The sequence below is a fragment of the Chryseobacterium sp. T20 genome (assembly GCF_047345655.1).
Classification (GTDB): Bacteria; Bacteroidota; Bacteroidia; order Flavobacteriales; family Weeksellaceae; genus Chryseobacterium.
Window position 1 is genome coordinate 84,034 of record NZ_JBLFDU010000016.1, and the last position, 14,855, is coordinate 98,888.

The following is a 14,855-nucleotide window of genomic DNA, read 5'->3' on the forward strand; positions in this document are numbered from 1 at the left end:
TGATTTTATATACTTTTTAAATAGGCTGATATCTTCTGCCTGTTCTGTTTAAAAATCTCCTTACTCTTCTGATTTTGACCTTGGCCCGTTTTGAAAGTCTGAAATACTTGGTGACATTGGTTAGAAGTACTCCCAACAATATGATGAATAAACCATACAGCTGACCTCCATTGATGCTTTGGTTGGCAACAATCCACCCAGCAATCACTGTTACAATAGGATTGATGTAGGTATGGGTGCTTACCAAAGCAGCGGGTTTTACGGACAGAAGCCAAATGTACGACAAATAAGCGACTATCGATCCAAAGAAGATCAAAAATAGAACCCCAAACCATGCCGATAATGGAACCGCAGAAACTGAAAAATCAGTCCATTCTTTTCTGAAAAAAGCGATGAGAAAAGAAGCTAATCCCGCAACGATAAGCTGTTGGGCAATATTCATAAAGGTAGATTGGGATGCCGGATTTTTCTTTGAATATAAAGAACCCAATACCCAGGCAATGGAACTTAATCCTAATACTATAAATGCTGTAATACGCAGGTTTCCGTCAGCGATCGAATGAGCACTGGAGTTTACGCTGCCTTTTAAAAACATAATCAGCCCTACGAAACCGATCACTAATCCTATCGGAATAAATTTATCTGAGAAATAATATTTCCAGTTCTTCTTATCGATAGCAATGAACCAGAATGGTCCTGTTGCAATAGAAATGGCCGCCTCAGAAGCCGTTACATACTGTTCTCCCCAGGCAACAAGCCCGGTTCCTCCGGTAAGAATAAGAATACCGGTTATGGCATTTTTCTTCCAGTTGATCAAAGAATTTGCTTTTTCTCCTTTAGACAGAAGATAGCCTATCATCAGAATTCCGGCAACCAGAAATCTTAACCCGGAAAGAATGAATGGCGGAAAACCTTTTAAGCCAAATGAAATAGCTAAAAACGTAATTCCCCATATCACATAGATGTTTGTAAACGCCAATGGAATTAACCATTTGTTTTTAGAATTGCTCATTTTTATTTTTTTAATGTTGTTGTGTTCAATGAAAAAAGGCTCTACCACGTGGTAAAGCCTTTGAAAATATATCTAAATAAAAGTAAGGTCAACCACAGTATTCTTGATGTATAGGCATACACATATCCTTCATCATATTTTTGATGGTATGTTTCTTCATTGAATTATATTTTAATTCTGCCTTCATTTTGTCTTATTTCCTGAATACGTTTGCAAATATATAATATAATTTTTATTAGTCCACTAAAAAAGTAGGCTTTTTAAACATTAAATTATCGTTAATCATTTAATTAATTGTTTATTAGTGTTTTATATGTTTTTATTTTTCACTTATTTGAATCTGTTTATCAATATTTTATGCTTCTTAATTCAAATATTATAGAAATTGAATGATTTGTGAGGTTGTGAAAAACGTAAAATAAATTAATTTTTTTGATAATTGTGTAAAGTTGGTTGTGGGCTGTTTAAAAAATGATTTAAAATGTATTTCCGAAAACGGAGTTTTGCATTTATTAAACTAGTTAAATGCACAGGATTTCTGTTCACTGTAATTTAGCATCAAAATTAAAAGACATGGACAATAGAATTTTAGGTCTGCATCATATTACTGCTATTGCAGACAACGCGAAAAGAAATTTAGATTTTTATACCAAAGTTTTAGGCGTAAGACTGGTAAAGAAAACTGTAAATTTTGACGATCCGGGAACGTATCACTTTTATTTCGGAAATGAAAACGGAACTCCGGGAACAATTCTTACATTCTTTCCGTGGGAAGGAATAGGAAAAGGAACCAATGGAAGCGGAATGGCGACTCATATCGGATATTCTGTACAGAAAGGAAGCCTTGACTTCTGGAAAAATCATTTACAAAGCCTCAATGTAACCACAGAAGAAGGCGAAATATTTGGAGAGAAGATGATTTCTTTTAAAGATCCGGACGGTCTTCAGCTACAGCTGATAGAACCACTAGTTGAAGACAACAGAAAAGTATGGACAACAGACGATATCAAAGATGAAAATGCATTAAAAGGTTTTCACAATGTTACTTTAACCTTAAAAAAAGCAGATCCTACCATTAAAGTTCTGACCGATATTTTAGGGTATGATTTGCAGAAACAGGAGGGAGAAAGATACAGATTGGCAACTGATGCTATTGATACCGCTAATATTGTTGATATTATTGAAAATGATACCATTCCGGCTGGAAGAAATGCAGCGGGAACCAATCATCATATTGCCTTCAGAGTAAAAGATGATAATGTTTTGATGGAATATCGTGAGAAAGCTTTATCCGCAGGACTAAGCATTACTCCGAAAATCAATAGAGATTATTTCTACTCACTGTATTTCCGTGAACCGGGAGGTGTTTTGTTTGAAATAGCAACCGATAATCCGGGATTCACTGTGGATGAACCTTTGAATGAATTGGGAACCAACCTTAAACTTCCCGTTCAATATGAAGGAATGCGTGAGAAAATACAAGGAGTATTGCCGAACTTATCATAGATCATCGGTCATATTTTATAAAGATGCTAATTTTGAATTAAGAATTAAAAACAAGAAAAATGGAAAGAACAGAAATAGTTTTAGAAGGAAGAAAAGGTGAGATTCAGCTTTTCTCAGACGATCATAAAGCAGGTAAAATGGACATATCAGTCATTGGAAAAAAGCTGACTGTTTATCATACCGAAGTGAACCCGGAATATGAAGGAAAAGGCTTTGCCAAAATTTTACTGGAGAGACTGGTTTCCTACGCAAGAGAAAATGAATTAAAAATTCTACCGCTATGTCCTTATGTTCACGCTCAGTTCAAACGTCATCCGGAAGAATATAATGATGTATGGTTGAAGGAAGAGCTGTAATGAGTTTGAGAGCTTGAGAGTCGGAGGGTAAGAGAGTAATAGGGTTTTAATGTCTTGGGCTAAAAAATAGAAGTGAAAGACAAAAGATGAATAAAGCTACTCCCGACCTTATCAACCCGAACCCCGAATCCCGAAATCTCGTCTCCCATTATAATAACCAATTAACAATTTTATCACAATGAAACTTATCACAGGATTGCATCACGTTACGGCAATTACCGGCAATGCACAGGAAAATATAGACTTTTATACCGGAGTTTTGGGACTTCGTTTAGTTAAAAAAACGGTCAATTTTGATTATTCAGATGTTTATCATTTTTACTTTGGTGACGAATACGGAACACCGGGAACGATTATGACTACTTTTCCTTATGGTAAAGACCTGATCAATGGCAGACATGGTAAAGGAATGCTCAATACCACTGCTTTTTCAGTTTCTATAGATGCTTTGGATTATTGGATGAACCGTCTGGAACAATTCAATATCCCTTTCAAACAGCCGCAGCAAAGATTTTCTGATGAAGTTTTCATTTATCTTGAAGATTTTGACGGATTGGGATTGGAATTGGTTTTTAATGATAAAGACGAAAGAAAAGGATATTACAACGGTTATATTCCTAAAGATTTTGCGATAAAAGGAATTCATCATGTGGAAATCTGGCAGGATGCTTATGAAAGAACAGCAGCACTTCTGACCACTCAGATGGATCATAAAGTGATCAAAGAAAGCCCTGACCGATTGAGATTGGGAACAGAAAATATGCCGGGGAAATATGTCGATCTGCTTTCTACCCCAAATGCCTTGAAAGGATTAGCAGGAAGAGGTACCGTTCACCACGTAGCTTTTGCCACTCCCGATGCAGAATCCCAGCTTGAAATGGTAAAAAGATTAAATGCATACGGATTGGAACATACCGAAGTGAAAGACAGAAAATATTTTACTTCCGTATATTTTAAAGAACCGGGAGGCGTTTTGTTTGAAATAGCAACTTCAGGCCCAGGGTTCGATGTAGATGAAGAAGCTGCATTTTTAGGAGAAGATTTGCAATTACCGTTACAGTTTGAAAAAAGAAGAGAACGTTTGAAAGAAGTTCTTCCCAAAATCGATTATCCAACAGAAAAATTCAGATAGAAATAATGAGTCATATTTTAAATATAAAAACAGCAGGAATATCTTTGAATAAGGCAGAAAAAGCTTTAATCATGGTTCACGGACGCGGAGGAAGTGCTCAGGATATTCTGAGTTTATCCCAGCATTTGAATGTAAAAGATTATGCACTGCTAGCCCCACAGGCTTTGAATCACACCTGGTATCCTTTTTCATTTATAGCTCCGGTAGAACAAAACGAACCATGGTTGTCATCAGCCCTTGAAATGGTTGAAGAAACTGTAAAAGCAGCTGTCAATGCCGGAATTAAACCTGAAAACATCTACTTTTTCGGATTTTCCCAGGGAGCCTGTCTTACCCTTGAATTTTTAGCCCGTAATGCCCAGAAGTTCGGTGGAGCAACTGCCATTATCGGTGGTGTGATAGGAGATAAAATCAACCGTGAAAATTATAAAGGCGATTTTGCAGGAACTCCAATTTTCCTGGGAACCAGCAACCCTGATTTTCATGTTCCCATAGAAAGAGTATATGCTACAGCCAATATTTTAAGAGAAATGAATGCAGAGGTAACTGAAAAAGTATATGCCAATTTCGGACACTCTATTAATGAGGAAGAAATTGAAATCGCTAATTCAGTTATATTTAAATAATGTAACCACAAAAGTCACAAAAGATTTTATAAGTTAATATTGAACTTTTGACAAGAATACTTAAGTTTTATAAAAATCTTTGATTTTTCTCTTATGTGATCTTTATATAGTATTTTTATTAAACTTCTTAAACATTTTAAAACAAAAACTTTGTGACTTTTGTGGTTATTACATTTTAGGAATCTAACCCAATACATCAATAAGCATTCAATAGAGGTGGGCTTTAGCCCGCCAAACAAAAAACAAAAAATCACTGGCTTTAGCCCAAACCTAAATAACCCAAACCTAAAAACTAACTTCTAACCTCTAATTTCTAACTTCTAAAAAACATGCACGAACAACTCCTTTTAATCCTTGGACTTTTATTACTCGTTATGATGCTGGTCATGCTGGCACAGCGGATTAAAATTGCCTATCCTATCTTTCTGGTTCTTGCCGGATTGGGGATTAGCCTTATTCCCGGAGTTCCTGTTTTAAAGCTGGATCCGGAGATTATATTTCTGATTTTCTTACCACCACTTTTATACGAAGCGGCCTGGTATACTTCATGGAATGACTTCTGGAAATGGAAACGTCCTATTAGCTTGTTGGCTTTCGGGCTGGTATTTCTAACTTCTCTGGTGGTTGCTTATACTTCCCAAATGTTGATTCCGGGATTTACCCTGGCATTAGGATTTTTATTGGGAGGAATTGTTTCGCCACCGGATGCCGTAGCAGCCACAACAGTTTTAAAAGGATTAAAAGTTCCCAAACGTACGATTGCCATTCTGGAAGGAGAAAGTCTGATTAATGATGCCTCTTCATTGATTGTTTTCAGATTTGCTCTGGCAGCTGTAATGACAGGTGCTTTCTCAATGCACGAAGCGACCGGACAGTTTTTTCTGGTAGCGGGAATGGGTGTCGTTGTAGGGATTGTTGGAGCACATATTTTTTATGCTATTCACCGTTTTTTGCCCACTACACCAGCTATTGATGCAGCACTTACGGTAATGACGCCATATATTTTATTTCTTTCTGCAGAACATTTTCATTTTTCGGGAGTGATGGCTGTCGTGAGCGGAGGATTGTTTATGTCTTTCCGTGCTCATGAGATTTTTAAAACAGGAACCACAAGAATCAATATGACAGGAGTATGGAACACCCTGATTTTTGTGATGAATGCTTTGGTTTTTGTATTAATAGGTCTTGAACTTCCGGATATCATCAATGGACTAGGTGAAATTTCAGTAATGGAAGGTATTAAATATGGTTTGATTATAAGCTTGATCGTCATTGTGGTAAGACTTTTATGGATTTATCCTGTAGCTCATCTCCCTAGATGGTTCAGTGAAAAAGCCCGCCGTGATCCAAGTCCGGGATGGAAAAATCCTCTGATTATAGGCTGGGCAGGAATGCGAGGAGTGGTTTCCCTGGCAACAGCCTTGTCTATTCCGGTTATGATGAATTCACAAGCTGAATTTCCAATGAGAAACCTGATCATTTTTATCACATTCGTTGTTATTTTTGTGACATTGGTGTTTCAGGGACTTACCTTGCCTTTAGTGATTAAATTAACCAAAATAGGAGAGATAGACCATATTCTACCTTCCCATGAACAGCAGGCCGGAATTCAGATGAGACTGGATAAGCTTGCTGTCGATAAACTTGATAACGAATACAATGAAGCAGTGAACAGCAATGGTTTGTTGGAGAATCTTAAAAATGCTTTGGAAAGTGATATCAAACTTCACCAGAATCATTTAAGTTCTATTGAAATGTGCACCAACAGACGAAATGATATGGCAGAATATCACAAAGTGATGCTGGATATATTTGCCTTACAGCGAAAACAACTGTTTACAATGAAACGCGAAAAACTTTTCAGTGATGATGAGATTAGAAAAGCAGAATCACAGCTGGATCTGAATGAGTTGAAAATTACAGGGAATAAGCATTTGTAGGAGGGATTCGGGATGCGGATTTTGAGTTTGAGAGTCGGAGGGTTTGAGAGTATTAGAGTTGTTAGTGTGGAGGTAGGTTTCGAGATTCGGGGTTTTGGATATGAGTTGGAGAATTTGAGTATAGGTGCGTTTGAAATTATAGGAGTGTAAATTCCTACGGAATGGACAAACTAAGCACTTTATTTATTCACACACTATGTCATTCCGTAGGAATCTAAATCGTCATTTTACCATTTACGTTAACAATATAAACATTAAACTCTGAACTTTGAACCTTGAACCTTGAATTTTAAACTTTAAACATTGAACAAAATGAAAACATTACATTTTTTAGTCATTGGAAAGAACCAGGAAATTCTGGATACTTTAAAAAGAATTATAGAAAATAATGAAGGCTGGACAGCAGAAATACAAAGTGATGAAAATTTCTGCTATGAATATATAAAGAATAATACGGTGGATATAGTCCTTTTAAGCTCCGGATTGGAAGATGACTTTGAGAAAGATATCAAAGAATTCTGTGCCGGTTTAGATAAGGATGTTAAAGTAATTGATCATTACGGAGGTGGAAGTGGACTTTTAAAGAATGAAGTTTACAGTCTTTTTCCTAATTTGCAGGAATAAACCTGATAGTATGTTCGAAAATATCATCAAAAACATTACAAGATTTATCTCCATCACTCCGGAAGAAGAAAAAACCTTTACAGATCTGCTTGTTTGCCAGTCGTTTCCCAAAAAAACGGTTTTGCTCAGAGAAGGAGAGATCTGCCAGTTTGAAGGGTATATTCACAAAGGATGTGTAAGAATGTATTGTTTGGATGATAATGGTTCTGAAGTAACGTTGTTATTTGCCATTGAAGACTGGTGGATCAGTGATATCGCCTCATTTCAGGAGCAGAAACCTTCTAAGGTTTATATTGAAACACTGGAAGACTCAGAAATTTATATGTTGAATCCTTCAACGAAAGAAAAACTATTACAGGAGATTCCTAAATTTGAAAGGGTTTTCAGAATGTTGGTTCAGAGAAACCTGGCAACCCTGCAGAGCCGACTGGTTAATACCATTTCCAAAACCGCATCAGACAGATACCTTGAGTTCATCAAAGTATATCCTTCAATCCCGCAAAGAGTAGCTCAGTATTACATTGCTTCTTATCTGGGAGTTTCAAAAGAATTTGTCAGTACCATCAGAAAGCGTCTTGCTTCAAAGGAGAAATAAATCTTAGTTTTTATACTTGCAGATTGCAGAGATTTGCATGGATTTTATAGGTGTGAATATTCCTGTGAAATTATAGTCACCCATTTCATCGGAGATAAAATCCTTGCGCCTTAAAAATATTTAGCTTAAAAAACAACTTGCGCCTTTGCGTTTTCCAGCTATTTTTTGACTTATCATCTATACAGAGATTCTACGGAATGACACAATTGCAACAATGGGCTTACCCACACAGTTTGTCATTCCGTAGGAATCTAAATAAAGTTATTCTTTAAATTATTCTTTCAAATTAAATAGTTCCTAAGAGTAAAAAGCCTCTTGTGCTTTCCAAAAACAACAAACCAATATACTCATACTGCCGGATAAAAAAGTATCCGGCATTTTTTTTTGCTGCAAAGTCATTTATTAAACTAGTTAAATGTGCAGGGTTTCCGGTCTCTCTAAATTTGTCCTATCAAACAAGAACAAATAACAATCTGATATGGACAGAAAAGATTTTTTAAAGAAAGGATTATTGGGAACAGGAATGTTTGTAGCATCAGCTTCTTTGGCCAGTGCTATGAAAAATGACATCGACGAGATCGAACCATTAGAACCGATCGGATACAATCATCTTCCCAATACAGAATCAAAAATAAAAGAAAACTCTGTGATTCACAGAGCCGACTCAAGAGGGAAAGCAGATCACGGATGGCTGTTGAGCCAGCACACTTTCAGTTTTGCCAATTATTACAACCCTGAAAGAATGCACTTTGGAGTATTGAGAGTCCTGAATGATGATAAAGTGCAAGCAGGAAGAGGATTCGGAACACACCCTCACGACAATATGGAAATCATCAGTATTCCTTTGGAAGGTGACCTGGAACACAAAGACAGTATGGGAAATACAGCGGTGATCAGAAGTGGAGATATTCAGGTGATGAGTGCAGGAACCGGAATTATGCACAGTGAATTCAACAAAAACAGTGATCAACTGGTAAAATTCCTTCAAATCTGGATTTATCCGAAAAAAAGAAATGTGACCCCGCGATATGATCAGATCACTTTAGACAAAACCAAAGGTCATAATCAATTTCAACAGATTCTTTCCCCTAATGCAGATGACGAAGGTGTATGGATTCATCAGGACGCATGGTTTCATCTGGGAACTTTTGATCAGAATAAAGAAACCAATTACCAGATCAGAAAAAAAGGAAATGGAATCTATGCTTTCATCCTTAAAGGAAGCGCAGAAATAGGAGGTGAGATCATAGAAGAACGTGACGGATTCGGAGTCTGGGATATTCAGGAAATTACGATCAAAACTCTTCAAGAAGGTACGGAAATCCTTTTGATGGAAGTACCAATGACACTATAAATAAAAAATTAAACAAAAATAACAACTCTTAAATTTTAAATTATTATGAAAAAATTAATCCTATCATTTGCAGCTGGTTTATTATCATTAACAGCATCAGCTCAAAACCCTGGAAAATCATTATTAAATCCTAGCAATCACGCAGTAGTACTCATCGACCATGAAGGACAAATGGCTTTCGCTACAAAAAGCATCAGCATGGAAGAATTAAGAAATAATGTGGCACTGGTAGCAGGTGGATCAAAAATATTTAATGTTCCTACAGTAGTAACAACGGTGGCAGAAAAATCATTCAGCGGACCTGTTTTTCCAGAAATTTCAGAAGTATATCCGCAAGCAACAAGCGGATATGTAGACAGAACTACCATGAATACATGGGAAGATGTTAACGCTCACAAAGCCATTACAGGAAAAAATAAAAAGAAACTGGTTTTCGCAGGATTATGGACAAGTGTATGTATCGTAGGACCTGTATTATCAGCGATTGACGAAGGATATGATGTATATGTAGTAACAGATGCTTCAGGGGATATTTCTAAAGAAGCGCACGATCAGTCAATCACCCGTATGGTTCAGGCAGGAGCACATCCTATCACCTCTGTTCAGTATGTATTGGAACTGCAGAGAGACTGGGCAAGAAAAGAAACGTACAAACCGGTTAATGACCTGATGAAAAAACATGGTGGAGCTTACGGTATTGGAATTCAGTATGCTCAGGAAATGTTAAAACACTAATGGAGCTGTTTCGGCAGGCTGAAAGCCTGCCGAAACCTTCAACCTTAAATATTGAAATAATGAAACTACTGAATATACTTACTCTTTCCACGGTTTTGGCAGCAGGAATTCTGAATGCTCAGAAAGCAGACATGATCATTACCAACGGGAAGATTACCACAATGGATGATAAAAATCCGGAAGCACAGGCTGTTGCCATCAAAGATCACAAAATCTTACAGGTGGGAACCAATGCCCAGATTTTAAAATTAAAAAACGGCAATACAAAAGTCATTGACGCCAAAGGAAACAGAGTCATTCCAGGATTATTTGACAGTCATTTGCATGTGATTCGTGGAGGAAGATTTTACAATACCGAACTTCGTTGGGATGGTGTGAAATCTTTGAAAAGAGCATTAGCAATGCTGAAGGAACAGGCTCAGAGAACTCCCAAAGGACAATGGGTAAGGGTCATCGGAGGCTGGAATGAATATCAGTTTGAAGAAAAACGACTTCCTACACTGACTGAAATTAATGAAGCTACAGGAAATGTTCCTACTTTCATCATGTATCTCTATGGAAAAGCCTGGTTAAACAAAGCCGGATTAAAAGAACTGAACATCAATGGAGACACTCCCAATCCTGCACAAGGTTTAATTGAAAAAGACAATAACGGAGATCCTTCAGGATTACTGGTGGCAGAACCTAATGCATTTATTCTTTATTCAACATTGGCGAAACTGCCGGAGCTGAAAGAAGAAGAAAAAGTGAATTCTACGCTCCAGTATATGACTGAACTGAACAGATTAGGAGTGACTGCCGTAATGGACGCAGGTGGAGGATTTCAGAATTTTCCGGATGACTACGGAACAACAGATCAGTTGAACAAACAGGGGAAAATTACCGTTCGTCTTCCTTATTATTTATTTGCCCAGAAAAAAGGATCTGAACTTGCAGATTATACCAAATGGATCGGAATGGTGGAAATTGATGATCATGGTCACAATGATTTTAATGAAATCGATTATCATGTCAACGGAGGAGGAGAAAACCTGGTGTCAGACGGAGCAGATTTTGAAAACTTCCTTTTCCCAAGACCTGAACTTCCTGCTACCATGGAGAAAAATATGAAAGAAGTAGTAAGTCTTCTGGTAAAAAACAAATGGCCTTTCAGAATCCATGCAACGTATAATGAAAGTATCACCAGATTTTTAAATGTCATAGAAGAAGTTAATAAAGAAACCCCTTTGAATGGATTAGTATGGTTCATTGACCACGCAGAAACTGTTACCGAAGATAATATGAAAAGAATCAAAGCGTTGGGTGGAGGAATTGCAGTACAACACAGAATGGCGTATCAGGGAGAAAGTTTCATCCACAGGTATGGTAAAAAACCGGCTTTGGCATCTCCTCCCGTGAAAAAAATGTTGGAAATGGGAATTCCGGTGGGATTAGGAACTGACGGAACAAGAGTAGCAAGTTACAATCCATGGGTAGCTTTATACTGGATCACCACAGGAAAAACAATAGGAGGAACTCAGGTAATGGGTAAAGAAAATACGCTGGACAGAAAAACAGCTTTATCACTTTCTACCTACGGAGGATACGAACTCATCAAAGACTACCAGAAAGGAAAAATACAAAAAGGATACTTTGCAGATCTTACTATTTTGGATAAAGATTATTTCACAGTCAATGATGAAGATATCAAAAACATCACTTCAAAACTGACAATCGTAGATGGGAAAGTAGTGTACGGAGATGAAACCTACAAAACAGCAGCTCCAGCACCACTTCAAGTAATTCCGGACTGGTCACCGGTAAAATATTACGGAGGCTATCAGACAAAATAATTTTTTAAATCACAAAGGTTTCTAATCAATTAATTATCAACCAATATTCCAACTGAAGGGGTAAAAATTCCCCTCCCTTGGAGGGGTGGCAAAAATTCAAAAAATTTTTGACAGGGTGGTCAACCCAGTATTAATACAATCACGACAATCAATTTAATTCATAGCTAAAATTCATTCCAATCATGAAAAAGTTAATCCATATCATCACCAATACCAATCCCGGAAGAAAATTAACCGATGCAGCACTTTTAGTGTTCAGAGTTTTACTTTCCGTAGAATTAATCGTAGCTCACGGATTAAAAAAAATAGGAGTAGGCGTTTCAGAAGCAGAGCAGGTACCCAACCCGTTGCATCTTCCTGAAGCTTTCAACAGCCTTTTTGCTGATGCTGCCAATCTGGTATTTCCGGTATTTGTAATCTTTGGTTTTTTCACAAGAATTGCTGTGTTGCCGATCTTAGCGGTGACGCTTACAGGATACTTTATTCTCCATTGGAATGATGCTTTATTGGTAAAAGATACTCCTTTTATGTACAGTTTATGTTTCCTGTTTTTACTGTTTATGGGAGCTGGAAGATATTCAGTGGATCATTATTTAACAAAGAAATCATCATGAAAAAACTGATTGCCATTGTACTGTTGCTGCAGATTTTTATTCCGTTTCAAATTTCTGCTCAATTCAAGCTGATGAGGTTTGATGAAGATTATGCTTCCTATAAAGACTCTGCAAAAACTTTTTACAACTCTATCAAATACATACCGCTTGCAGAAAAAAACAACCATTATCTGTCATTGGGAGGAGAAGCCAGACTTGAATTTGTAGACTTTAATAATGAAGATTGGGGAAGAATGGACATTGGAAGCAATCCTTTTCTGATTCAAAGATACAATGTACATGCAGATTTGCATCTGGGCTCAAGAGTAAGAATTTTCGGACAGGTGAGAAGTGCATGGGAAAATGGAAGAAAAAACGGTCCCAGACCTATTGATGAAGACCATTTGAATATCCAGAATCTCTTCATTGATGTTGATATTTTGAAAAATGATAAAGAAAAGCTTACAGTGCGTGCCGGAAGACAAGAACTTGATTATGGAAGCGGAAGACTGATTTCCGTGAGAGAAGGTCCGAACCTAAGACTCTATTTTGATGGATTAAAATTCATGTACAAAAGAGGAAATTTCAGATCTGATGCCTTTATGATGGCTGCCAGTGAAATAAGCCCGGGAGCATTTGATAACAAATCTTCAAAATCAATCAATCTTTGGGGAAGTTACAACACATGGATTATTCCCAGAAGCGGAAATCTGGAGCTTTATTATCTGGGAATTCACAGAAAAGATGTACGTTTTGAAGACGGGCTTTCCGATGAGAACAGACATACTTTCGGGGGAAGATTCTGGAAATATGGAGGGGGTTTTATTTACAATTTTGAAGCGGCCTATCAGTTTGGGAACTTTAATAAAGGGAATATCAGTGCATGGACGGCTTCTGCAGACATCGGATATATGTTTGAAAATATAAAAGGAAAACCGACTATCAATCTTAGAAATGATTATATCTCAGGGGACAGCAATAAAGGAGACGGAAAATTGGGAACATTCAACCCTTTGTATCCGAAAGGTGGTTATTTTGGATTTAATCCTCAGATTGGTCCGGTAAATTTAATTGATATCCATCCTTATGCGACCATTGATTTAGATAAAAAAATAACAGTACAGGCAGATGTAGTTTTCAACTGGAGATATTCTACTCAAGACGGAATTTACAGACCCAGCGGAACATTAAACCTACCGTCTTCCAACTCAAAAAAGAGATACATCGGAACCGCATTTTTAGGAAGTTTTAATTATAAGATCAATTCATTTTTAACTTTTAACACAGGAATACAATATTTCAATACCGGAGCCTTCATCAACGACGTAATTGACAACCACAAAGACGGACTTTTCATCAATTCCAGAATTGTATTTAAATTTTAAAAAAAACATAGGGAATTTGAAAATTTGAAAATGAGATAATTTGAAAATAAATTGAACAATTACCCCACATCAATGCACCTCTCCATCACAGAAACTACCTTTGAAAAAGAAAAAAATATCAGGAGCGAAGCGACTTGCGCCTTAAAAACGGAAACCTTAAAAAGCTTAGCGTCCTTGCATTGTTCCAACAAACAAAACTTACAACCCGCAACAAAAATAACCCGCAACTCGACCCCCGTAACAAACAACAAAAAATAAATCACATGAAAAATACATTAAAACACTCACTGGTAATTGCAGCTTTAGCATTATCTACATTAAACTTTGCACAAACTACAACCACAACTCCTGCAAAAACCACAGCGATCGGAACTTCCAAAACCTGGGGAACTGTAGACGGAATTTCCATGATAGGATTGGTACAGGGGCCATCGTCTGCTGACGCCCAGCTTCAGGTAGCCTGTGTTTTCGAATATACAGAAGGAGACATCTTCAGTGCTCAGGCATTACCTGCTAAATTGAACGGATTGGTTCATCTGGATGAGGCTTTAAAAGGAGAACTTACCAACCTTAGAAAAACAGGACAGTTTCAGGGGCATTCTTTGGAAACCATTTTAATTACACCGCCTGCAGGATCGATGTCTGCAAAGAAATTATTACTGATCGGTTTAGGTGACCGTAATAAATTTACACCAGATTTAATGACTTCCGTAGGGGAAGTGGCAGCCCGTGAAGCCATGAGATTAGGCGTTACCAATTTTGCCTTCGCCAGCGATCTGAAAGATGCCGGAATAGATTCTCCAACTGCTTTGGTAGCGGGAAATGTGGTAAGAGGAATTGTACATGCCAACCGTTCTGAAAATTACCTGAAAGAACATAAATTATCCACCACCAAAAAAATAGAAAAAGTATACCTTCTGGCTGGTCCTGCCTTCTTTGAAACCGCAGGCGGAGGAATTTCCGATGCCATTTCAGAAGTAAAAAAGAAATAATGAACTAGTTTCATTACATTGTTGATCCGGCCTCCTTTTTATAAGGGGGCTTTTTGTATAAAAATGATTACGATTACATATCCAAAAAGCAATTTGTTTAAACGTTCTATGTTAACTTGCAAATAAATATGCTAAAAAATTAAGTGCCTACTTGTAAATAGTTTTTCTGATAA

14 protein-coding genes are annotated in these 14,855 nt (G+C 37.2%); 13 read left to right on the forward strand and 1 reads right to left on the reverse strand.

What is annotated here, in order from left to right; genetic code table 11:
* Positions 1-16 precede the first annotated feature (16 nt).
* Entirely contained in the window at positions 17-1,012 is a 996-nt protein-coding gene (locus ACMA47_RS23470) for an EamA family transporter (protein ID WP_413931735.1), read from the reverse strand.
* Between the two features lie 573 nt (positions 1,013-1,585).
* Between ACMA47_RS23470 and ACMA47_RS23475 the strand changes: the two genes are divergently transcribed.
* The 13 genes from ACMA47_RS23475 to ACMA47_RS23535 all read left to right on the forward strand — a co-directional run bounded on the left by ACMA47_RS23475 (position 1,586) and on the right by ACMA47_RS23535 (position 14,682).
* Positions 1,586-2,518 carry a ring-cleaving dioxygenase gene (locus ACMA47_RS23475; RefSeq protein ID WP_413931736.1) on the forward strand — a complete coding sequence of 311 codons (933 nt, stop codon included), beginning with the start codon at positions 1,586-1,588 and terminating at the stop codon, positions 2,516-2,518.
* A 59-nt stretch (positions 2,519-2,577) separates the two neighbouring features.
* Entirely contained in the window at positions 2,578-2,874 is a 297-nt protein-coding gene (locus ACMA47_RS23480; protein WP_034696941.1) for a GNAT family N-acetyltransferase, read from the forward strand.
* Between the two features lie 178 nt (positions 2,875-3,052).
* Entirely contained in the window at positions 3,053-4,006 is a 954-nt protein-coding gene (locus tag ACMA47_RS23485; protein ID WP_413931737.1) for a VOC family protein, read from the forward strand.
* Positions 4,007-4,011: 5 nt separating this feature from the next.
* Entirely contained in the window at positions 4,012-4,632 is a 621-nt protein-coding gene (locus tag ACMA47_RS23490) for an alpha/beta hydrolase (RefSeq protein WP_413931738.1), read from the forward strand.
* Positions 4,633-4,961: 329 nt separating this feature from the next.
* The gene (locus ACMA47_RS23495; protein WP_413931739.1) at positions 4,962-6,572 is read left to right on the forward strand and encodes a Na+/H+ antiporter; all 1,611 of its coding nucleotides are present in this window, start codon (positions 4,962-4,964) and stop codon (positions 6,570-6,572) included.
* A 312-nt stretch (positions 6,573-6,884) separates the two neighbouring features.
* On the forward strand, positions 6,885-7,196 hold the full coding sequence (locus tag ACMA47_RS23500; protein WP_413931740.1) for a hypothetical protein: 312 nt from the start codon (positions 6,885-6,887) through the stop codon (positions 7,194-7,196).
* A 10-nt stretch (positions 7,197-7,206) separates the two neighbouring features.
* Positions 7,207-7,791, forward strand: a complete 585-nt coding sequence (locus tag ACMA47_RS23505; RefSeq protein ID WP_413931741.1) for a Crp/Fnr family transcriptional regulator — start codon at positions 7,207-7,209, stop codon at positions 7,789-7,791.
* Between the two features lie 478 nt (positions 7,792-8,269).
* Positions 8,270-9,145 carry a pirin family protein gene (locus ACMA47_RS23510; RefSeq protein WP_413931742.1) on the forward strand — a complete coding sequence of 292 codons (876 nt, stop codon included), beginning with the start codon at positions 8,270-8,272 and terminating at the stop codon, positions 9,143-9,145.
* Between the two features lie 45 nt (positions 9,146-9,190).
* Positions 9,191-9,880 carry a hydrolase gene (locus ACMA47_RS23515; RefSeq protein ID WP_413931743.1) on the forward strand — a complete coding sequence of 230 codons (690 nt, stop codon included), beginning with the start codon at positions 9,191-9,193 and terminating at the stop codon, positions 9,878-9,880.
* Positions 9,881-9,939: 59 nt separating this feature from the next.
* Positions 9,940-11,712, forward strand: coding sequence for an amidohydrolase (locus ACMA47_RS23520; RefSeq protein WP_413931744.1), 1,773 nt, complete (start codon positions 9,940-9,942; stop codon positions 11,710-11,712).
* Positions 11,713-11,894: 182 nt separating this feature from the next.
* Complete coding sequence (locus tag ACMA47_RS23525) at positions 11,895-12,326, forward strand: DoxX family protein (protein ID WP_413931745.1); 432 nt, start codon at positions 11,895-11,897, stop codon at positions 12,324-12,326.
* Positions 12,323-13,690, forward strand: a complete 1,368-nt coding sequence (locus ACMA47_RS23530; protein WP_413931746.1) for an alginate export family protein — start codon at positions 12,323-12,325, stop codon at positions 13,688-13,690. The genes ACMA47_RS23525 and ACMA47_RS23530 overlap by 4 nt, the downstream gene beginning before the upstream one ends.
* Positions 13,691-13,953: 263 nt before the next feature.
* Positions 13,954-14,682 carry a M17 family peptidase N-terminal domain-containing protein gene (locus tag ACMA47_RS23535; protein WP_413931747.1) on the forward strand — a complete coding sequence of 243 codons (729 nt, stop codon included), beginning with the start codon at positions 13,954-13,956 and terminating at the stop codon, positions 14,680-14,682.
* Positions 14,683-14,855 lie beyond the last annotated feature (173 nt).

Coding starts and splice junctions, on each gene's coding strand:
- ACMA47_RS23470 (WP_413931735.1), bottom strand. CDS start 1,012: ATGAGCAATTCTAAAAACAAATGGTTAATTCCATTGGCGTTTACAAAC.
- ACMA47_RS23475 (WP_413931736.1), top strand. CDS start 1,586: ATGGACAATAGAATTTTAGGTCTGCATCATATTACTGCTATTGCAGAC.
- ACMA47_RS23480 (WP_034696941.1), top strand. CDS start 2,578: ATGGAAAGAACAGAAATAGTTTTAGAAGGAAGAAAAGGTGAGATTCAG.
- ACMA47_RS23485 (WP_413931737.1), top strand. CDS start 3,053: ATGAAACTTATCACAGGATTGCATCACGTTACGGCAATTACCGGCAAT.
- ACMA47_RS23490 (WP_413931738.1), top strand. CDS start 4,012: ATGAGTCATATTTTAAATATAAAAACAGCAGGAATATCTTTGAATAAG.
- ACMA47_RS23495 (WP_413931739.1), top strand. CDS start 4,962: ATGCACGAACAACTCCTTTTAATCCTTGGACTTTTATTACTCGTTATG.
- ACMA47_RS23500 (WP_413931740.1), top strand. CDS start 6,885: ATGAAAACATTACATTTTTTAGTCATTGGAAAGAACCAGGAAATTCTG.
- ACMA47_RS23505 (WP_413931741.1), top strand. CDS start 7,207: ATGTTCGAAAATATCATCAAAAACATTACAAGATTTATCTCCATCACT.
- ACMA47_RS23510 (WP_413931742.1), top strand. CDS start 8,270: ATGGACAGAAAAGATTTTTTAAAGAAAGGATTATTGGGAACAGGAATG.
- ACMA47_RS23515 (WP_413931743.1), top strand. CDS start 9,191: ATGAAAAAATTAATCCTATCATTTGCAGCTGGTTTATTATCATTAACA.
- ACMA47_RS23520 (WP_413931744.1), top strand. CDS start 9,940: ATGAAACTACTGAATATACTTACTCTTTCCACGGTTTTGGCAGCAGGA.
- ACMA47_RS23525 (WP_413931745.1), top strand. CDS start 11,895: ATGAAAAAGTTAATCCATATCATCACCAATACCAATCCCGGAAGAAAA.
- ACMA47_RS23530 (WP_413931746.1), top strand. CDS start 12,323: ATGAAAAAACTGATTGCCATTGTACTGTTGCTGCAGATTTTTATTCCG.
- ACMA47_RS23535 (WP_413931747.1), top strand. CDS start 13,954: ATGAAAAATACATTAAAACACTCACTGGTAATTGCAGCTTTAGCATTA.